General features: G+C 47.2%; 17 protein-coding genes. 12 read left to right on the top strand and 5 right to left on the bottom strand.

The window, feature by feature from the left end; all coding sequences use genetic code 11:
* The first annotated feature begins 161 nt into the window (after positions 1-161).
* Positions 162-671, top strand: coding sequence for a hypothetical protein (locus KNQ11_RS10120; RefSeq protein ID WP_058703798.1), 510 nt, complete (start codon positions 162-164; stop codon positions 669-671).
* Positions 672-703: 32 nt separating this feature from the next.
* Here KNQ11_RS10120 and KNQ11_RS10115 read toward each other — a convergent pair whose 3' ends face one another.
* The gene (locus KNQ11_RS10115; RefSeq protein ID WP_214771471.1) at positions 704-1,312 is read right to left on the bottom strand and encodes a YktB family protein; all 609 of its coding nucleotides are present in this window, start codon (positions 1,310-1,312) and stop codon (positions 704-706) included.
* Positions 1,313-1,445: 133 nt separating this feature from the next.
* On the opposite strand from KNQ11_RS10115, the gene KNQ11_RS16985 reads away from it, so the two are divergent.
* Complete coding sequence (locus tag KNQ11_RS16985; protein ID WP_064299360.1) at positions 1,446-3,143, top strand: GGDEF domain-containing protein; 1,698 nt, start codon at positions 1,446-1,448, stop codon at positions 3,141-3,143.
* A gap of 96 nt (positions 3,144-3,239) precedes the next feature.
* Here the strand turns inward: KNQ11_RS16985 and KNQ11_RS10105 are convergent, their stop codons facing one another.
* The 4 genes from KNQ11_RS10105 to KNQ11_RS10090 all read right to left on the bottom strand — a co-directional run bounded on the left by KNQ11_RS10105 (position 3,240) and on the right by KNQ11_RS10090 (position 7,442).
* Complete coding sequence (locus KNQ11_RS10105; RefSeq protein WP_047393045.1) at positions 3,240-3,890, bottom strand: homing endonuclease associated repeat-containing protein; 651 nt, start codon at positions 3,888-3,890, stop codon at positions 3,240-3,242.
* 269 nt (positions 3,891-4,159) lie between these two features.
* Positions 4,160-5,809: a peptide ABC transporter substrate-binding protein gene (locus KNQ11_RS10100; protein WP_149427821.1), complete on the bottom strand. Its 1,650-nt coding sequence runs from the start codon at positions 5,807-5,809 to the stop codon at positions 4,160-4,162.
* A 330-nt stretch (positions 5,810-6,139) separates the two neighbouring features.
* On the bottom strand, positions 6,140-6,589 hold the full coding sequence (gene bcp / locus KNQ11_RS10095) for a thioredoxin-dependent thiol peroxidase (RefSeq protein ID WP_149427820.1): 450 nt from the start codon (positions 6,587-6,589) through the stop codon (positions 6,140-6,142).
* Positions 6,590-6,602: 13 nt separating this feature from the next.
* Positions 6,603-7,442: a hypothetical protein gene (locus KNQ11_RS10090; RefSeq protein WP_087681395.1), complete on the bottom strand. Its 840-nt coding sequence runs from the start codon at positions 7,440-7,442 to the stop codon at positions 6,603-6,605.
* 122 nt (positions 7,443-7,564) lie between these two features.
* Between KNQ11_RS10090 and KNQ11_RS10085 the strand changes: the two genes are divergently transcribed.
* From KNQ11_RS10085 to KNQ11_RS10040, 10 genes are all read left to right on the top strand, one after another.
* Positions 7,565-7,852, top strand: coding sequence for a HesB/YadR/YfhF family protein (locus KNQ11_RS10085; protein WP_053454262.1), 288 nt, complete (start codon positions 7,565-7,567; stop codon positions 7,850-7,852).
* A gap of 130 nt (positions 7,853-7,982) precedes the next feature.
* The gene (pruA, locus tag KNQ11_RS10080; RefSeq protein WP_149427819.1) at positions 7,983-9,527 is read left to right on the top strand and encodes an L-glutamate gamma-semialdehyde dehydrogenase; all 1,545 of its coding nucleotides are present in this window, start codon (positions 7,983-7,985) and stop codon (positions 9,525-9,527) included.
* A gap of 79 nt (positions 9,528-9,606) precedes the next feature.
* On the top strand, positions 9,607-11,118 hold the full coding sequence (gene putP / locus KNQ11_RS10075) for a sodium/proline symporter PutP (RefSeq protein WP_149427818.1): 1,512 nt from the start codon (positions 9,607-9,609) through the stop codon (positions 11,116-11,118).
* A gap of 110 nt (positions 11,119-11,228) precedes the next feature.
* On the top strand, positions 11,229-12,473 hold the full coding sequence (locus KNQ11_RS10070; RefSeq protein ID WP_214771469.1) for an Nramp family divalent metal transporter: 1,245 nt from the start codon (positions 11,229-11,231) through the stop codon (positions 12,471-12,473).
* Between the two features lie 199 nt (positions 12,474-12,672).
* The gene (gatC, locus tag KNQ11_RS10065; protein ID WP_023469336.1) at positions 12,673-12,963 is read left to right on the top strand and encodes an Asp-tRNA(Asn)/Glu-tRNA(Gln) amidotransferase subunit GatC; all 291 of its coding nucleotides are present in this window, start codon (positions 12,673-12,675) and stop codon (positions 12,961-12,963) included.
* A gap of 15 nt (positions 12,964-12,978) precedes the next feature.
* Complete coding sequence (gatA, locus tag KNQ11_RS10060) at positions 12,979-14,421, top strand: Asp-tRNA(Asn)/Glu-tRNA(Gln) amidotransferase subunit GatA (protein WP_214771453.1); 1,443 nt, start codon at positions 12,979-12,981, stop codon at positions 14,419-14,421.
* A 14-nt stretch (positions 14,422-14,435) separates the two neighbouring features.
* Complete coding sequence (gatB, locus tag KNQ11_RS10055) at positions 14,436-15,869, top strand: Asp-tRNA(Asn)/Glu-tRNA(Gln) amidotransferase subunit GatB (RefSeq protein WP_035396151.1); 1,434 nt, start codon at positions 14,436-14,438, stop codon at positions 15,867-15,869.
* Positions 15,870-16,016: 147 nt separating this feature from the next.
* A complete protein-coding gene (locus KNQ11_RS10050) occupies positions 16,017-16,979 on the top strand; it encodes a diacylglycerol kinase (protein ID WP_023469333.1) in 963 nt (320 codons plus the stop codon).
* Between the two features lie 25 nt (positions 16,980-17,004).
* Positions 17,005-18,363 carry a 23S rRNA (uracil(1939)-C(5))-methyltransferase RlmD gene (gene rlmD, locus KNQ11_RS10045; protein ID WP_214771438.1) on the top strand — a complete coding sequence of 453 codons (1,359 nt, stop codon included), beginning with the start codon at positions 17,005-17,007 and terminating at the stop codon, positions 18,361-18,363.
* 342 nt (positions 18,364-18,705) lie between these two features.
* Entirely contained in the window at positions 18,706-19,632 is a 927-nt protein-coding gene (locus KNQ11_RS10040) for a hypothetical protein (protein ID WP_214771436.1), read from the top strand.
* Positions 19,633-19,664: the final 32 nt, after the last annotated feature.

Here is a 19,664-nt window from a genome sequence, read left to right as displayed (position 1 = left end):
GTAGAACCTAGTGTCATGCGACACTAGGTTCTTTTTTTATTTCTCATCAAAAAAATAAATATAAGTTCCCAGAAAAAAACTATAAAAACTGAATAATTTTTTGAAATAGGGGAATCAGTTTATTATCAACGCCTTTCATAGGCGCCGAGGAGGACATCATCATGAAACAAGTCTTAGGAATCATCTTAACTGCCGCACTCACTGTCAGCATCGTGTCAGGCACTTCATATAACCAACCGGTCGAAGCAACAAAACAGACAGACGTCAAATGGCTGCAAGAAATTCAAACACAAGCGAAACAAGCACGTTCACTCGATGGAAAAGTCGTTCTTGAGAAAACAACACTCGCCCAAGTACATAAATCCTATAAGGGGGAAAAGAACTCGAATTGGTGTCAAAGCGGAAATGGTCTTGCCTCAGCGGATCGTGCCCTTCATTACTGCTCCACGTATGGGGTGAAGGACACAAAAGCGAAAGTTAGTGCCATCGTCTATGATCCGAAGCAGGTCAAGCGGACTGTGACGGTCAAGGAAGTCAAAAAAGCGTATCCGACAGCGAAACTCGATAAAACATTCAACGTCATGACCGTTTCCTCAAAACAGGTCAACATTTATCTAAATTTGAATTCCGACCGTACACAAGTCATGTCAATTCTAGTAAAATATAACTAATGTAAAAAGGATGACCGATTCGGCCATCCTTTTTATTTAATCGTTTTGTAGAGTGGTACGAGATGCGAATAGGTATTTCGAATCATGTCGAGTAATTCTTCGCGTGACAGGTGATGCACTTGTTCTGCCGGAATATGACGACCAACAAGGAATTCTGCCTTTTTGACGTCGTGAAAACGTTGTAATCCTTTTTCGATATCCGTCTCATGAACGGAGACGGCGTCTTTTTTCATATGATCGTATGAGACGACGAAATCATCCGGAAGGGATGTCAGCAGTTCTGTATGCTGTAACAGTTTCGATGCGTATTGTTGTTTATTCGGTAACTCGTAGATATAGGCAAGCCAAATGAACAGATGATCATCAAACAGACCGACTTGGAAATGCGGATGTTTTTTGTATCCACGTTTATCGGGTGAGAATGCCATCCATGTATCCTTCGGAGGGTTGACCTTCCGACGTGCATGTTGCGCGATGTGAACATGGAGATCTTCTGCTGTTGCGACCGTTAAGTCAGGTGCGACTTCCTGACCGATGTCTCGAAAGACCGGCTGGATGCGTTCGCGAATCGCTTCCATCCGTGGTTCTAGTCCATCGATCTGAAATGTATCAAATGCGTGTTGCGTGAATGTATTTGTCATAAAAAAATCACCTCGCGTCAATTGTATCAAAGGAGACCATCGAAGTTCGACTTTTTGCTCGAAAAGTAGAATAATGGACATATCGATTTCCAGTAATATACAACTACATAACTTAAAGGAAGGGGAATGTTTTGTGCGTCGTTTTCAACAATATCTCCTTCGAAGCTGGGTCGTTTTTTTCGTAATCGTCATAGGCATCGATCTTTTTGCGAAGTCGAGAGATTATAGTCTCAGCGTCGATTTGTTTACGTTCTTATTGATTGCCGCCTTATCGACGATTTTCGTCGTCGATCCTGTCCGTCGTCGTCATATGAGTTTTACTTTCCATTTTGGATTCGTCCTCTTTACATTTTTGACGTATGGATTACTATCAGCGATTTGTGTTGGGCAATTGACGATGCTCATCTATCAGTTGCGAACGATTCATACACCAATCGGACGTCGGCGGATGTTACATAACTATCCCTTCAACGTCGCACTCGAATTGTTTTTAATCGTTCCAGCAGGTCTTGCCTATAATGCACTTGGCGGGACACATGGCGAAGCATTCGTGCTGACAGAAAACATCGTTCCGTTACTGGCGATGGTTGCGATTCTCTGGATCGTCCTCTTATTGCAATATCAGTTATCCCGATTTCTTCTTGGAGAAAACATTCCAAGTGACGTCATGTTCCAACTCCTACGTTTCGAAGCGGTCGTCATCACAGCAGAATTGTTATACGGAATCTTCAGTACACTTGTCGTTCAAGGGAACGGAAATAGCGGACTCGTCATGGCGGCGTTTGCCTTATTCATCATCAAGCGCGCACTGGGAAGTTCCGTTGAAGCGACAGACCGGATCGAACATTGGGAGCAGATCGAGCGATTGAAAGAGGCGGCTTGGAAAGACGGTGATGCCCAGTTCATCATCGAGCGGTATTTACGACAGCTCAATCAATTCGTCAAACCGGATATCGCTTGGATTAAGTTTGATTTCAAAGAAGGAAAGCAAAGCGTGTACTATTCGTTGAAGGACGGACGAAAGTTAAAAGCCGATCATGTCGAAGGACGAATCATTGAAGACATCATCGAAAAAGAAGAAGTCCTTCTTTACGGGATGCAACAGGAGTGGGATATTCGTCTTTACGATAGCTTGCCGGAAGAGACACAGTCGGTCCTCTTCATTCAACCGGAAGCGACGGAGACGATCAACTGCTCGTTGCTCCTTGCCTCGAACGCAAGTGGTGAATTCACGCAGGATTTTGGATATGAGCTATACCGTGCCCTTCGTGTCCTGTCGTGGGCAGTGGAACGGGCACACGAGCGAGAACGCTTGTTGACTGACAGCCGGACAGATGCGATGACGAAATTACCGAACTATCGTGCCTTGCAAGAGTGGGGCGATCGTCGAATTAAACAACGCGACCTTTATCCGTTCTCGGCCTTAATGATCGATTTAGATCACTTCAAACAAATCAATGATACGTATGGTCATGAAGTCGGAGACGTCGTCCTATTTGAAGTTGCGAAGTTATTGATGCAGGCAACACGTATCACAGATCTTGTCGCGCGTTACGGGGGAGAGGAGTTTGTCATCTTACTACCGAATACGGATCTTGATTCTGCCCAAATCGTCGCAGAGCGAATCCGCGAGACGTTGCATGCGAATCCGATCTTAGTCGAAGGGCATACGCTCCGAATCACGGCCAGTATCGGCATCGATACATTAAAAGAACTTGGTGATCTCGCGAGTTTGATTCGAAATGCCGACCGTGCGATGTACGTCGGAGCGAAGTTCCAAGGACGCGACCGTGTCGCATCGTATCAAGAGTGGAAAGAGAAGGTCATTTAAATCAAGTAGAAGAAGGTAGCAGAGACGCTATCTTCTTTTTTGATGTAAAAAATCCTCCCAGTTCGGATGAACGAGAAGGATCAAAAAAGAATAAGTTCATTGAGCTTGTTGTTTGCTGAGGCGAATCTCGTTTTCAATCGCATGAATCGCGGCTGACCAAGAGCCGTAACGATGAAGTAAGGCTTTCGTCGATGGTTTGTTGTTTCGTTTTGCCCATTCCCGGTATGCTTCAAAAGAGAGGGCAAAGCCGACTTCCTCGATTGCTTGACGCAGAGAAGCAGCAAGTTCAGCTTTTGAATAGGTGACGCTCGCTTCGAGTCCTGCAGCGGTACAAGCATCGTGCCACGAACCGAACATCTTAACGATGTGATAGTGACTCGGTGCATGATGGACGGATTTACGCCACATCTGGTACTTCTTGAGTGTGATCGTAGAGCCGACGTCTTGTGCGTACCGTTCGAACGACTTTAAGATTTCGTCTTTCGTGTATTTCGGTGCCCGCTCAAGCTCCTCCGGCTGTTGATCGACATTCCACTCGTATCCAGCAGCAGACAAGGCTTCTGGCCACGAACCAAATTGACGGATGATGTTTTCTGGCTGAGGCCAGTCATTAACTAAAGCATAACGGCGATAGACAGTACGGCGTGGACGGTCCTGGATGAGTTCACCGACCGCACGGATGGCTTCAATCATCTCAAGCTGCTCTTCTGTATAACTCTGTTGACTCGTAAGTACACGTTGCTTCATGAGTGAGTCCTCCTTCCTAGTTCGATGTAGTATTGAGGCAAAAGTCCTCTGTATTAGATATATCGGTACATTTCCATTAATTATGAATAATTCCCGCAAAATATTGTAAATAAAGTGAATCGGATTCTTTGCTTAGTATAAATGGAAGTCATGGAAATGAAAACAGAATGACACGAAATTTTAATTCTATTCAGAAAAATAGGACAAACGGCTCATATGGAAAAAAAGACCAGACACGCTCGTCAGCGAATCTGGTCTTGGGGTATGACTTATTTTCCTTCGATGTAAGCCCATTTGTACGAAGTATCGGCACCGACTTTGTGGTTGACGATTCCTTTGACGTACGGTTTACGAAGAAGCGAAACACCTTTTTGGTACATAACTGAGATCGCTTGATCCTCTTCAAGGAGTGTTTTCTCAGCATCTTTGAGGGCCTGCCAACGTTTCTCAGCATCTACTTCTTTTTGAGCTGACTTGATGAGTGAATCATACTTATCGCTCGTGTACTTACCACGGTTGTATGGTCCACCAGTTACCCACATATCGAGGAATGTCATCGGATCCTGGTAGTCAGGTCCCCATCCTGCGAACGATAGCTCGAACTCACCTTTAGACTCGAGATCCAACTTGTTCTTGAATGGTTGTTGTTTGATTGTAACTTCAAGACCTGGAAGGTTTTTCTCCCACTCGCCTTTGAGGTACTCCGAGATTTTTTTCGAGTTGTCATCATCGTATGAAAGAAGTTCGAGTTTGAGAGACTTCTTGCCGACGGCTTTCAGTCCTTTTTCGAATGATGCTTTTGCAGATGATGCGTCATATGAACCGAAACCTTCGTTGCCATCACGGAAATCTTTACCGTCTGGACCTTTCGCGAAGTCTTTTGGTACGTAGTAGTAAGCAGGGATTGAACCGTTGTTCAAGAGAACATCAGCCATCTGCTTCTTGTCGTATCCTGAATCGATCGCTTTACGGATATCCTTGTTCTTCAAGAGGTCATTCTTGAAGTTCATTTGGATATAGTACATTGCTGCATCAAGACGTGTATCAAAGTCTTCTTTGTCTTTGTATTGATCAACGAACTCACTTGTTAAACCAGCTAGATCGATGTCACCTTTTTCGTACAAGTTGACGCCTGTCGAGACTTCCTTAACGATTTTCGTGTTGATTTCTTCAAGTTTGACATTATCTTTATCCCAGTACTGATCGTTTTTCTTATAGCTCCAGCCAACATCCGTCTTCCAATCCGAGAGGACGAATGGTCCGTTGTAAAGGAATGTGTCCGGCTTCGAAGCAAAGTTTTTACCTTGTTTCTCAACGAATTCTTGTTTCAGTGGCATGAATGAACCGAAACCAGTCAACGATTTGAAGTATTCAGCCGGTTGAGTCAACTTGACTTCAAGCGTTTTGTCATCGACCGCTTTGACTGCGACATCGTCTGCTTTTCCTTTACTTGTGTTGTATGCTTCAGCGCCATCGATGATATACATGATATACGCATACTGTGAACCACTCTTCGGATCAAGGACGCGTTTCCATGCGTATTCGAAGTCTTTTGCTGTGACATCGCTGCCATCCGACCATTTCGAATCACGAAGTTTGAACGTGTATGTAAGTCCATCTTCAGAAACATCAACACTTTCTGCGACACCCGGTGTTGCTTCTTGATTCTCGTCTAGACGGAACAGACCTTCTTGAACGTTGTTCAAGACTGTGAAGGATACAGAGTCTGTTGCGACGGTTGGGCTAAGTGCTGGAATATCCGAACCGCTGATGATATTCAAGACTTGTTTGTCTGAAGATTTTTCTCCAGATGTCGAACCGCCTTCTTTTGAACCTTCATCTGTCGTCGAGCATGCTGCAAGACTTGAGCCAGCGATTGTCAGTGCTCCAACGAGTGCAAGTGCCTTTTTCTTTTCCATAAAGTAAATCCCTCCCAAAAGAAATAGATATATCTGGTGAAACGATAAGAACCGATAGGATAGCGATCCGGTGTCCGACTAAAAATAAGAGGGGTCATCGCCTTTTATTCTTAAGCTGTGGAAAGCACCGGATCAACTTGTTATCAATAATAAATACAATATTCAGAAAAATCAATAGAATATTTTCAGATTATTTCAAAATTATTAAATTTATGTGTAATACCAACGTTTTTTTACGAAAAATTATTTTTATGTAAGGATAAAATTAGGAGTTTTTAAAATTATTGAATACAAAAAGAACCAGTTGTATGAAACAACTGGTTCATAATCTCATTTCTGCTTTTGGACGTACTGAAGTGCTTCTGCGACGTGATCTTTTACTTTCACACTGCGCCATTCTTTGACGATTTCACCAGATTCATCAATTAAAAACGTTGAACGAACAATTCCAAAATATTCCTTTCCATAGTTCTTTTTCAGTTGCCAGACACCATATTGCTCACACACTTCGTGATCGACATCTGATAACAATTGGAACGGTAATTCATATTTTGCGATAAAGTTTTGATGCCGTTTCTGACTATCGGCAGAAACACCGAGAATGACGGTGTTGTTCTCTTCGAACGCTTGCGTCGCATCGCGGAAATCACATGCCTCGGTCGTACAGCCAGGCGTTGAATCCTTCGGATAGAAATAGAGTACGACTTTTTTTCCACGATAATCCTCGAGGGAAATCGGTTCTCCTTGTGCATTCGGAAGGGTGAATGTAGGTGCTTGCATGAAAAATTCCTCCTTATCCTAATTCCATGTTTAATTGATCCGCATATTTCTCAAGCTTCTTTTGAAGACTCTCTTTTAATGGATCGAGTGCGATCAAGTACTTCTCATAATCCGTCCCGGCTTTCGCCGTCTTCATGAGGAGTGGCTGTTCTTCTTCATACCAGTCTGCGTAGTCTTGATAGTAATCAACGAGCGTCTCAGGGTTTCCTTCGTTCTTGAGCGCCTCACCATAAATCATCAGAATGTTACTGTTCATCTCGAGCGCCATATAATCGGTTTGCGCATTGACGCGAGAAAAGACGGCATCTTGCTCTTTTTCATCGGTTTTTCCGATCTCATCAGCCGCCTTCGCATTGACACCATACTCATCAGCGTTAAATCCAGTGAACATGTCACCAAGTGTCGAGAAGACGGACGGATCGAATGTCGTCGGTGTCAGGACGATTTTCCACTCGTCGTCTTTCTTCAATAACAGCTTCGATCCTCGGTTCGGGAGAATCGATCCTTTCGCATCCTTGAATTCGTGGATGATATAGGCGACGTCGCCCTTTTGGAACGACTTGACGACCTTACCGGGAACGACATTCAAGTTTTTCGCACCAACGGCAAGCGGTTCAAGTTGTTTTTCGTCACCCGTATATTCAATCGATGCAAGGTCTTTTGCATCTGCTCGTCCGGATTGACCGAGTGTTTTTTCGTATGTTTGATAGACGTCAAGAACGGCTTGTTCAGCCTTCTGTTGTTTCGTTTCCGTCGTCTTCGGGGATTTGGTATCTGTAGAAGACGGGGAATCGTTTCCGCAACCGACGAGTACGAGACTGGTCGCAAGCAGCACTACGAGCGATCGTTTCATTCGAATTCCTCCTAAGATGAATGTTTCATGGTGCTTCCATAGCTAATCTTGTCTCTACCATACAGGAAATTCGCTTTTTTGAGTAGGATATCGGTACACTAAACGAAAGGGGAGTGATAGATATGAAAATTCATATTACAGATGAGGCATTGCAATACTTTAAAGATGAGATGGAAGCAAAATCAGGCGATACGATTCGCTTCTTCGCAAAATATGGTGGCTCAACGGATTTAACACAAGGTTTCTCGGTTGGTGTTCATATGGAAGAAGTCGAACGGGTAGCAGTCGAAGAAGTCGTCGATGGCATTCACTTCGTCGTCTCGGATCAAGATGATTGGTTATTCCAAGGGCAAGACGTCAAAGTTTCAATTGAACACGAAGAGATCGTCTTTTCACAAGCGAAGGAATAATTGAGAACGGAGGAGCGACCAAATCGGTCGCTCCTCTATTTTTTTGACTAGAATAATTGTAAGCGGACTCATGCTTCTGTACAATGGAGAATGTAAGCGATTTAAAGTAGAGATTAAAGGGGGAATAGAGATGATTCCGTACAAACACGAACCATTCACGGACTTCTCACAAGAAGCAAACAAGAAAGCGTTCGAAGAGGCACTTGCACTCGTCACGCAAGAACTCGGCAAAGATTATCCGCTCGTCATCGGTGGAAAACATGTGACGACGGAAGATAAAATCGTCTCCGTCAATCCGGCTAACAAAGAAGAGATCGTCGGACGTGTCTCGAAAGCGACACAGAAACATGCAGAAGAAGCGATGCAAGCAGCAGTCACAGCTTTCGAAACATGGAAATTCGTCAATCCGTCTGTACGTGCGGACGTCCTATTCAAAGCAGCGAACATCATCCGTAAGCGGAAGCATGAGTTCTCTGCCTACCTCGTCAAAGAAGCAGGGAAGCCTTGGAATGAAGCCGATGCCGATACAGCAGAAGCAATCGACTTCCTCGAGTACTACGCACGTCAGATGCTCGTCTTAAAAGACGGCAAAAAAGTCGAGAGTCGTCCAGGCGAATACAACCGTTACGATTACATTCCACTCGGTGTTGGTGTCATCATCTCACCATGGAACTTCCCACTCGCGATCATGGCTGGAACAGCTGTCGCAGCAATCGTGGCAGGGAACCCGATCCTCTTGAAACCCGCATCGACGACACCGGTCGTCGCGGCGAAATTCGTCGAAGTGATGGAGCAGGCTGGTCTTCCGGCTGGCGTCTTGAACTTCGTACCCGGTTCAGGAGCAGAAGTCGGTGATTACCTCGTCGATCACCCGAAAACACGTTTCATCAGCTTCACGGGATCACGTGATGTCGGTCTTCGTATCAACGAGCGGGCATCGAAACTAAACGAAGGTCAAATCTGGCTCAAACGCGTCATCGCGGAAATGGGCGGAAAAGATACGATGGTCATCGATGAGTCGGCTGACCTCGATTACGCAGCGGACATGATCACGAAAGCTGCATTCGGATTCTCGGGTCAAAAATGTTCAGCTTGTTCACGTGTTGTCGCACTCGACTCTGTCTATGACGAGTTGCTCGAAAAAGTCGTCGCGAACACGAACAAACTGAGCATCGGTAACCCAACAGATGTCTCAAACAATGTCGGACCGGTCATCGACGCAGCAGCGTTCAAGAAAATCACGTCGTACTTCGACGTCGCAAAAGAAGAAGGACGTATCGTCGCAGGTGGTACGGCAGATGATTCAACAGGATTCTTCGTCTCACCGACAGTCGTCGCTGACGTTCAACCAACGGATCGTTTGATGCAAGAAGAGATCTTCGGACCAGTCGTCGCGTTCACGAAAGCGAAAGATTTCAAAGAAGCAATCGACATCGCGAACAACACGGAATACGGATTGACAGGTGCCGTCATCACGCAAGACCGGACGAACCAAGAGTACGCGCGTGCGAACTTCCACGTCGGTAACCTCTACTTCAACCGTGGGTGCACAGGCGCAATCGTTGGCTACCAACCATTCGGTGGATTCAACATGTCTGGAACGGATTCGAAAGCAGGCGGACCGGATTACTTGACTTTACATCTTCAAGCAAAAACAACTTCAGAAATGTTCTGAAATGGTGTTTAATAGATGAAACGGGTGTGCGACCTGCATGCCCGTTTTTCTTATATCACGAAAAAAAGGGGGAGCAAGGATGAACGGAATGTGGTTTGCGATTTTGCTGTATCTCGGACTGATGGTCGCACTAGGCGTCATTGCGTATTATCGGACGAAGAACATGAATGACTACATGCTTGGGGGACGTACGATTGGTCCCGTCGTCACGGCGCTCTCTGCTGGAGCAAGTGACATGAGTGGCTGGTTGTTGATGGGATTACCGGGTGCGATGTATGCAACTGGTCTGTCCAGTGGATGGATCGTCGTTGGTTTATTGCTTGGTGCTTACGCCAACTGGTTACTCGTCGCGCCGCGTCTGCGTGCTTATACGGCACATGCAGGGGATGCGATCACGATTCCCGATTACTTTGAAAAACGATTCCACGATAAAAGTGGTGTCTTGCGTACCGTTTCAGCTGGAGTTATCTTAATATTCTTTATAATGTACGCATCAAGTGGTTTTGTTGCAGGTGGTCGTTTGTTCGAAGCGGTTTTCGGACTGGATTATACGACAGGTCTTTGGATTTTAGCGGGCGTCGTCATCGCTTATGTCTTCCTCGGTGGTTTCCTTGCCGTCAGTTGGACGGACGTCGTCCAAGGGATGATCATGGTCATCGCGTTGCTGATCGTACCAGGCGTTGCCCTCGCTTTAAGCGGTGGGATCAACGAGACGCTCGAAACGATCCGGTCGACGGACGGTTCAAAGCTCGAGTTATTCAAAGGTACGACGGTCATTGGGATCGTCTCGCTACTCGCATGGGGACTCGGCTACTTTGGTCAGCCGCATATCATCGTTCGTTTCATGGCGATTCGGAACTTACACGAGATGAAGTCAGCACGTCGCGTTGGGATGATCTGGATGACGTTCTCAATCGTTGGAGCGATGGTGACAGGTTTGATCGGATATGCCTACTTCACGCAACAAAATAGTCCTTTAGGAGAACCAGAGAATGTCTTCATTCAATTATCACGCGATCTCTTCCCTGGTTTCATTACGGGACTGTTGCTTGCAGCCTTACTTGCTGCCATCATGTCGACGATCTCGACACAGCTACTCGTCTCTTCGAGTGCGGCAACGAATGATTTCTATCAACGTTTCTTCAAGCGTAATGCTTCGGATCGTGAATTGATGGTCATGGGGCGCGTGATGGTCCTTGTCGTCGCTGCTCTAGCGATTCTCTTATCGTTCGGTGCACAGAAGTCAATCTTGACTCTCGTTGGTTATGCGTGGGCTGGTTTCGGTGCGGCGTTCGGACCAGTCGTTCTGTTCAGCTTGCTTTGGCGCCGGATGAACAAGACAGGAGCACTTGCTTCGATGATTACGGGATCTGTCGTCGTCATCGCCTGGATTCTCATCAAACAAAATGTCGAAGGGTTGCCATTCTACATTTCTGAGATGTACGAGATGATTCCAGCCTTCTTCGCTTCGACTGTTGCGCTCGTCGTCGGTAGTCTCGTGACGAAGGAACCGAGTCAAGCGATCTATGATGAATTCGATCAAGTGCAAGCACAGCTAAAAGGTGCAGAACCAGAGCGGAAGATCGTCTAACTAACAAAAGGGATGTTTCCTGATTACAGGAAACATCCCTTTTTAATTCACTTCATACGTTGTTATTTACCATAAACATATTTGTTGCGCTTGTGCAAAATGAGCGTATAATGAAAACAAAAAGTGAGGTGAACGAGATGGCGACACAGCCACTTACACAAGATTTACCGAAAAAACGGACATATATTGGACCAGCGTTCGTCGCTGCCGTCGCGTATCTCGATCCGGGAAACTTCGCGACGAATATGACGGCAGGCGCTCAGTATGGCTATTTGCTGCTTTGGGTCATCGTTGCATCGAACTTGATGGCCGTCGTCATTCAGTTCCTATCAGCCAAGCTTGGAATCGTCAGTAATCTCAGTTTAGCGGAAGTAATCCGGGAGGAGTTATCGCCGGTCACGCGCTTCTTCTACTGGGTACAAGCAGAGCTTGTCGCGATGGCAACCGATCTCGCGGAGTTCGTCGGCGCGGCACTCGGATTTCATTTACTGTTCGCAATTGATTTACGGATGGCGGCATTATTGACGGCGGTCTTGTCGTTCGTCATCCTTGGCTTCGAGCAAAAAGGACTCCGGCATTTCGAAGCTGTCATCGCCGTACTCGTCTTAATCATCGCCGCTGCTTTTGCGATTGAAGTATTTGAAGTTCATCCGGTCTTTCGTGATCTATCGGCAGGATTGTTACCGGGATTTGAAGGTACGTCGAGCATCGTCCTTGCTGCCGGGATGCTCGGAGCGACCGTCATGCCGCATGCGATCTATCTCCATTCCGATTTAACGAAACGACGGATGGGGCACGTTGCGAATAAATTATCGATGTTACGGATTCAGCGTTTCGATATTTGGGGAGCGATGTTGATTGCCGGAGCGGTCAATGGAGCGATGCTCGTCATCGCAGCAAGTGTTTTTTATGGCACGTCATACCAAGCGGGTTCGCTTGAAGCAATTTACGAGGGGCTTCATGTCACGCTCGGTGGTAGCGCACCATATCTGTTTGCGATTGCTTTACTCGTCTCGGGTCTCGCTTCTTCAAGCGTCGGGACGATGTCAGGTGACGCGATCATGCGCGGCTTTCTTCATCTTCAACTGCCATTGTTCGTTCGACGGACCGTGACGATGTTGCCGGCGATTGTGTTGCTGTTCTCCGGTTTTGATCCGACACGGGCACTTGTCCTTAGTCAGGTCGCCTTATCGTTCGGGATTCCGTTCGCCTTGATTCCCTTGATTCGGGCGACTGCGAGTGAGCGGTACATGGGAGAACATCGGAACAGTCGGTTCATGAACGCGTTGGCATGGGTGATCGTCTCGATCGTCATCGTCTTCAATATCTATCTGCTCATCGATGTCTTAGTATGAATATTCAGTATTTTTGTTTCGTCTGATTTAAAGCGGGTATTTCATAACTAGAAGCTTTCCGCCCGGAAGCTTTGCTACCCCTATAGGACGATGGTGCGGACCTCCCCCCGATGCACCATCGTCTTTTTTGTCTGGACGAAAAGTGCTATGATTAGAAATAGTGTAAAATATATCGCAAAAGTTCCGGAGGTGGAATGACATGGCAAAGATTAATGAGGAGCAAGTCCGCCACGTGGCGCATTTGGCACGCCTTGCCGTGACAGATGAAGAAGTAGCACAATTCACAGGACAACTCGAGAAGATTCTTGGGTTCGCTGAACAATTAAATGAACTTGATACGACAGGCGTCGAACCGACGACTCATGTCCTCGATTTAAAGAACGTCCTACGTAAGGACGAAGTACGTCCATCACTTCCTCGTACGGAAGTAGAACGACTCGCACCGGATTGGGAAGACGGACAAGTCCGCGTCCCAGCGGTGTTCGAATAAGGAGGAAATGACCCGATGTCACTTTTTGAACATGGTGTCAAAACACTACACACACTCATTCAGGATGGCGAAGTCAAAGTTTCTGAACTCGTCCAAGAATCCTTTGATCAAATCGACCGCGTCGATGGAAAAATCGGTGCGTTTCTTTCATTGAACGAAGAAGCATTCGAGCAAGCAAAACGAATGGATGATGTCGCGAAACACGAAGCGAATCCATTGTTTGGTCTTCCAATCGGCGTCAAGGATAACATCGTCACGAAAGGGATGACGACGACATGTGGTTCGAAATTCCTCGAGAACTTCGTACCAGCGCATGACGCGACGGTCGTCGAGCGTCTGCATGAAGCAGGGGCGATCACGATCGGGAAATTGAACATGGATGAGTTCGCGATGGGTTCTTCAAACGAGAACTCAGCGTACAAACCGGTTCGCAACCCATGGAATACGAAACACGTTCCAGGTGGTTCTTCAGGTGGTTCAGCAGCATCTGTCGCAGCAGGCGAAGTCTTGTTCAGCCTTGGTTCGGATACAGGTGGTTCGATTCGTCAACCGGCTGCCTATTGTGGTGTCGTCGGGTTGAAACCGACATACGGTCTCGTCTCACGCTTCGGTCTCGTTGCGTTCGCGTCGTCTCTTGACCAAATCGGTCCGTTGACACGAACAGTCGAAGACAATGCGTATCTCTTGAGCGCGATCGCAGGACACTGTGAGATGGATTCGACGTCTGCGAACGTCGCAACAACGGATTACACACAAGCGTTGACAGGTGATATCAAAGGGTTGAAGATCGCTGTTCCGAAAGAATATTTCGGTGAGGGTGTCAGTGAAGGCGTCAAAGCCAACATCCGTGAAGCGATCCAAAAACTAGAAGCACTCGGTGCGACGGTCGATGAGGTGTCACTTCCGAACTCGAAATATGCGCTTGCGACGTACTACTTACTCGCTTCATCGGAAGCATCATCGAACCTCGCGCGCTTTGACGGCATTCGTTACGGAGTCCGTGCGGAAGCGGATGCACTTGAAGATGTCTTCAAGTATTCCCGTTCACAAGGATTCGGAGACGAAGTCAAGCGCCGGATCATGCTCGGAACGTACGCGCTCAGCTCAGGTTACTACGATGCCTACTATAAAAAAGCACAACAAGCTCGGACGTTGATCAAAAAAGACTTCGACGATGTCCTTGCGAATTATGACGTCATCATCGGACCAACAGCACCGACACCAGCATTCGAGCTCGGTGCACAACTGGATGATCCCGTCACGATGTATGCGAATGACATCTTGACGATTCCAATCAACTTAGCGGGTGTCCCAGCAATTTCGGTTCCAGCTGGATTCGTCGACGGTCTTCCGGTCGGCTTACAAATCATTGGAAAACATTTCGATGAGGCGACGATCTATCGCGCTGCGCATGCGTTTGAGCTTGCGACAGGTGGATTCGCGCTTCCGAAGTTATAAGGAGCGAATGTATCATGAACTTTGAAACAATCATCGGGATCGAGGTCCACGCCGAACTGAGCACGAACACGAAGATGTTCTGTGGTTGTGCTCGGGAATACGGCGCGGAGACGAACACGAAAACGTGTCCGATTTGTCTTGGACATCCGGGCGTCTTGCCGAAAATCAACGAAAAAGCCGTTGAACTCGCTGTTCGTGCAGCAATGGCACTTAACTGCCAAGTTGCCGATCAAACGAAATTCGACCGGAAGAACTATTTCTACCCAGATACGCCAAAAGCGTATCAAATTTCACAGTTCGATCAACCGATTGGCTTCGATGGCTACATTGATGCGGAAGTCGATGGCGAAACGAAACGCTTCCGAATCGAACGTGTCCATCTGGAAGAAGATGCTGGTAAGATGAACCATACGGGTGCTAATCACTCAGTCGTCGACTTCAACCGGACAGGTGCGCCGCTCATCGAGATTGTCAGTGAAGCGGACATGCGTTCACCGAAAGATGCAGTCGCCTACCTCGAACGTCTCAAGGAAGTCTTGCAATATGCAGGCGTCTCGGACGTCAAGATGGAAGAAGGATCACTTCGTTGTGACTGTAACATCTCCGTTCGCCCATACGGACAAGAGAAGTTCGGTACAAAAACAGAACTTAAAAACTTGAACTCATTCGGAAACGTCTTAAAAGGTCTTGAGTTCGAAGAAGATCGTCACCGTAAGTTGTTGCTTGCAGGTGGTGTGATGCGTCAAGAAACACTTCGCTTCGATGAGACGAAAAAACAAACCGTCCTCATGCGTGTCAAAGAAGGGGCGTCGGATTACCGTTACTTCCCAGAGCCTGACCTCGTCAAGCTCGTACTTGATCACGATTGGAAAGAAGCGATTCGTGCCGGTATCCCGGAACTTCCAGATGCACGTCGCGTTCGTTACCAAGAAGAACTCGGTCTTTCGGCGTATGATGCGAAGCAATTGACGGTTACACGTGAGATGGCAGAGTACTTCGAAGCGACACTGGCAGCAGGCGCAGAGCCAAAAGCAGCAGCCAACTGGACGATCGGTGAGATCCAAGGTCACTTGAATAAATCGACGGAAACGTTCGAAACAGTCAAGATGACACCAGCTCGTCTGGCAGAGATGATCGACTTGATCGCAAGCGGTACGATTTCTTCGAAAATCGCCAAACAAGTCTTCACAGCCGTCATCGAAGAAGGTGTCGAGCCACGTGCATACGTCGAAGCAAACGGTCTTGCACAAATTTCAGACGAAGGATTGCTACGTGGTCTCATCGTCGAGATGTTCGAAGCGAATCCAGCCGTCGTCGAGGAATTACTCGGTGGACGTGACCGGAAGAAAGGCTTCGTCATCGGTCAAATCATGAAGAAAACAAAAGGAATGGCGAACCCTGCCCTCCTTGATCAACTCTTCTATGAAGAGCTTGAAAAATTAAAATAAGTACCTGATCAAACAGCGTTCGTTCCTCCTTTACTTCTGCGAGGAAACGGACGCTGTCTTTTTTGGCTTTGTAATGTCTCGAGAGTTCATGTAAAATAAAACAGTTATGTATCAAATGAACGGTTGAGTCAAAAAGGAGAAAATCTTATGAGACCTAGAGCGCGCGTGATTTATAACCCGACTTCCGGGAAAGAGATGGTTAAACGAAATTTACCGTATATCCTCGACCGACTCGAAGCAGCGGGTTATGAGACATCTGTCTACTCGACGAAAGCGGTCGGCGATGCGACGTATGAAGCAGCACGAGCATGCGAAGCAGACTTTGATCTCGTCGTCGCAGCAGGCGGCGATGGTACGTTGAACGAAGTGATCAGCGGAATGGCTGCCTACAACAAACGTCCGAAGCTTGGTGTACTACCTGTTGGAACGACGAATGACTTTGGTCGGGCGATGCGTATTCCATTGACGATCGAAGGAGCGATGGATGTCATTTGCACAGGACATACGATGCCGGTCGATATCGGTAAGATCGAAGGATCGGCAGGCGTCCATTACTTCATCAATATCGCTGGTGGTGGCATCATGACAGAACTGTCGTACGAAGTGCCTTCGAAGCTGAAGACGGCACTCGGACAGCTCGCGTACTACGTCAAAGGGATGGAGAAACTTCCGCAAATCCGACCGACATATGTCGAACTGGAGCATGAAAAGGGTATATTCAAAGGAGAAGTCATGCTGTTCTTGACATCCAATACGAACTCTGTCGGCGGATTCGAGAAATTGTCACCGAACGCGTCACTCAATGACGGTCGGTTCGATCTCTTCATTCTCAAGAAATGTAACCTCGTCGAACTGATTCGTGTCATGCGTCTTGCCTTAAAAGGGGATCATTTCTCGGACCCTTGCATCGAGCATGTCACGACCTCATTCGTCCGCATGAAGAATACATCAGAGATGAGCTTGAACATCGATGGTGAGTTTGGCGGCATTTGCGAAGGCGAGATGACGAATCTTCGCTCTCATTTCGAAGTCATGACACCAAAGTTCCGGATCGAAGAGATGGAACAAATCAATACACAACTACAAGAAGCAGAAACGAACCTCGCGTGAAGCGAGGTTTTTAAGGAGGATATTCATGATTCCAGTACAAAAGAACGATGAACACGTCGTCGAGATCGTCGACCTGACGCATGAAGGATCAGGGGTCGCGCGCATCGATGGATATACGGTCTTCATCCCGGGCGCATTGCCGACGGAGCAGGTCAAGATCAAAATCACGAAAACGACGAAGTCTTACGGATTCGGTCGTATCATCCGTCAAAAGACGAAGAGTGTCGATCGTGTCGAGCCGCCTTGTCCGGTTTACAACCAGTGTGGCGGTTGCCAATTGCAACACTTATCATACGATGCAGAACTCAAGTTCAAGCACAACCGTGTCCGTGACGCTTTCGCGCGCCTAGCAGGTCTTGAAATTCCGGTCCACGAGACGATCGGGATGGAAGATCCATGGGGTTACCGTAACAAAGCACAAGTTCCGGTCGCATTCCAATCAAACAAATTGATGGCTGGCTTCTACCAAAAACGGAGTCACCGGATCATCGATATGGACTACTGCTTAATTCAAAACAAAGAAAACGACGAAGCCGTCCAAGCGGTTCGTAAAGTCCTTGCTGATTTAAAAGTACCAGCGTACGACGAGAAGAAAAAAGCAGGTGTCATTCGTCATATCATGGCACGTCATGGGTATCACACGAACGAGTTGATGGTCGTGCTCGTCACGAAGGTCAAACAATTACGTGGGATTGATAAAATCGTTGAAGGGATCTTAAAGGCGTTACCAAACGTTACATCGATCCAGCACAACATCAACCCGGATGATACGAACGTCATCCTTGGGAAAAAGAACGTCGTCTTGTACGGACCGTCCGTCATCCGCGATCAAATCGCTGGATTGACGTATGAGATCTCACCGCATTCGTTCTTCCAAGTCAACCCGTTGCAAACAGAGAAACTCTACGCGAAAGCGCTCGAGTACGCTCAGTTGACAGGCGATGAGACAGTCGTCGATGCTTACTGTGGTATCGGTTCGATTTCCTTGTCACTCGCTAAACAAGCGAAGCACGTCTACGGTATCGAAATCGTACCGCAAGCAATCGATGATGCACGCCGGAACGCACAAGCGAACGGGATCAAGAACGTGACATTCGAGTACGGTGCAGCTGAGAAGGTCATGCCGGATCTCGTTAAAGCCGGTATTCAACCGGACGTCATCGTCGTCGACCCACCACGTAAAGGCTGTGACGAAGAATTCTTGCGTGCTGCTGCGGATGTTGCACCGAAGCGGATCGTCTACGTCTCATGTAACGCGTCGACTCAAGCGCGTGACGCGAAGTTGTTGACAGAGCTCGGTTATACACTCGTCGAAGTGACGCCGGTCGATATGTTCCCACATACGACACACGTCGAGAGCGTTGCCTTGTTCGTCCGTAACTAAAACGTTCATATGACTGACTTAAAAAAGAATGACGCGTCTTTTCACGCCCTTTCCTCAGGCGAGACACAAGCCAGTTTTCCTGCTTCGTTTGAGCAGGAAAGTGGGTCTTGTTCGTCTCTGACAGCGCATAAATGCGCTTTTCCTGTAGGAGTGGCGTGTGACGCGTCATTCTTTTTATTACGAGATAAGGGTGGCAGATCATCATTCTGCCACCCTTATCTTTGTAGAGAATGACTTGTGGGTCAGCTTCATTTTTTGATTGACCTGATGTATAAATGAAAGTAAATAAGAACCTCTATATGGTAAAATAATCAAGTTGTATATAAAAGTATAGGAGGGTTCATGATGACGACTAACGATGTTCAAGTGTATGCGACATTCCGGCTAGAGCAAGACGTATTGTATCGCTATCATACATATATCCAGTGGGGTGAGAGTGAGACGTCTCTCGGTGCGTGCCTGATGTTGAATCCAGGTTCTGCGACGGTGGATCCTACATTACGTCAGCAACTTGATACGGCAGGACAAGCGACGGGTCAAATTGGTCGATTGGATGAGACGATGCGACAAATCATCTGGATCGTAGAAGGTATCTACGAAGGACAAGCCTTATCGGGACGCTTTCATCTATACAATCTATTCCCGATGCAACATGGCAATGATGTCACATCGATCAATCGTTTCGAAGAACTCTGTCAGGAAACCTCTTTTGAAAAGCAGACGTTGTTTGCGTCAGTCGAAGAATTGCGTCGACATCCTTTCTTGATCACGGGATGGGGCGTCCGAAGTCATCTTGTTTGCTGGACACATCTGCGACAAGCGAAAGAAGAATGGTTGAAGCGTCTTGAAGCGTCGGGTATTCCGCACTTTGGTATCAAGCATCCACGAATAGATGATTTTTATCATCTGTGTCCGAATCTCGTTGCTAGCCGGGAAACGATCAAAGAGCAAATCATCGCGCGACATCGTGAAGTCATGGTACCGAGTCGGAAGCATCAATGGGAGCGAATCCTTCTGTACCGGATGGAAGGTGGACGTATCACCCTGATGGGGCGCAAACGATCTGATGATACGTGGGTCTTCATGAGAACGACGGATGAGACAGCATTACTCGAAGAGGGGGATGTATCTGCGAAGACCTCTTCTGAGATCGTCGAACGATGGGACGACGTGGTAGAACATCTCCTCGGTGAGGTCGTCTTATCGTTACGCCCTAGTTTCGTTCACCCTGAATTTGAAGAGCGGATTGCACCGTATCGTAGACGATGATACGAAAAAGGAGAAAGAGCGCAAAAGCGCAT

The organism is Exiguobacterium sp. s39, from assembly GCF_018618925.1.
Taxonomy (GTDB): domain Bacteria; phylum Bacillota; class Bacilli; order Exiguobacteriales; family Exiguobacteriaceae; genus Exiguobacterium_A; species Exiguobacterium_A abrahamii.
The sequence above is the reverse complement of the archived record's forward strand: the minus strand, read 5'-3'. Positions and strand labels throughout refer to the sequence as shown.

What these genes read in the sequence shown, in the direction of transcription:
- KNQ11_RS10120 (WP_058703798.1), top strand. Translation starts at nt 162, where the DNA reads ATGAAACAAGTCTTAGGAATCATCTTAACTGCCGCACTCACTGTCAGC.
- KNQ11_RS10115 (WP_214771471.1), bottom strand. Translation starts at nt 1,312, where the DNA reads ATGACAAATACATTCACGCAACACGCATTTGATACATTTCAGATCGAT.
- KNQ11_RS10105 (WP_047393045.1), bottom strand. Translation starts at nt 3,890, where the DNA reads ATGAAGCAACGTGTACTTACGAGTCAACAGAGTTATACAGAAGAGCAG.
- KNQ11_RS10100 (WP_149427821.1), bottom strand. Translation starts at nt 5,809, where the DNA reads ATGGAAAAGAAAAAGGCACTTGCACTCGTTGGAGCACTGACAATCGCT.
- bcp (WP_149427820.1), bottom strand. Translation starts at nt 6,589, where the DNA reads ATGCAAGCACCTACATTCACCCTTCCGAATGCACAAGGAGAACCGATT.
- KNQ11_RS10090 (WP_087681395.1), bottom strand. Translation starts at nt 7,442, where the DNA reads ATGAAACGATCGCTCGTAGTGCTGCTTGCGACCAGTCTCGTACTCGTC.
- KNQ11_RS10085 (WP_053454262.1), top strand. Translation starts at nt 7,565, where the DNA reads ATGAAAATTCATATTACAGATGAGGCATTGCAATACTTTAAAGATGAG.
- pruA (WP_149427819.1), top strand. Translation starts at nt 7,983, where the DNA reads ATGATTCCGTACAAACACGAACCATTCACGGACTTCTCACAAGAAGCA.
- putP (WP_149427818.1), top strand. Translation starts at nt 9,607, where the DNA reads ATGAACGGAATGTGGTTTGCGATTTTGCTGTATCTCGGACTGATGGTC.
- KNQ11_RS10070 (WP_214771469.1), top strand. Translation starts at nt 11,229, where the DNA reads ATGAAAACAAAAAGTGAGGTGAACGAGATGGCGACACAGCCACTTACA.
- gatC (WP_023469336.1), top strand. Translation starts at nt 12,673, where the DNA reads ATGGCAAAGATTAATGAGGAGCAAGTCCGCCACGTGGCGCATTTGGCA.
- gatA (WP_214771453.1), top strand. Translation starts at nt 12,979, where the DNA reads ATGTCACTTTTTGAACATGGTGTCAAAACACTACACACACTCATTCAG.
- gatB (WP_035396151.1), top strand. Translation starts at nt 14,436, where the DNA reads ATGAACTTTGAAACAATCATCGGGATCGAGGTCCACGCCGAACTGAGC.
- KNQ11_RS10050 (WP_023469333.1), top strand. Translation starts at nt 16,017, where the DNA reads ATGAGACCTAGAGCGCGCGTGATTTATAACCCGACTTCCGGGAAAGAG.
- rlmD (WP_214771438.1), top strand. Translation starts at nt 17,005, where the DNA reads ATGATTCCAGTACAAAAGAACGATGAACACGTCGTCGAGATCGTCGAC.
- KNQ11_RS10040 (WP_214771436.1), top strand. Translation starts at nt 18,706, where the DNA reads ATGATGACGACTAACGATGTTCAAGTGTATGCGACATTCCGGCTAGAG.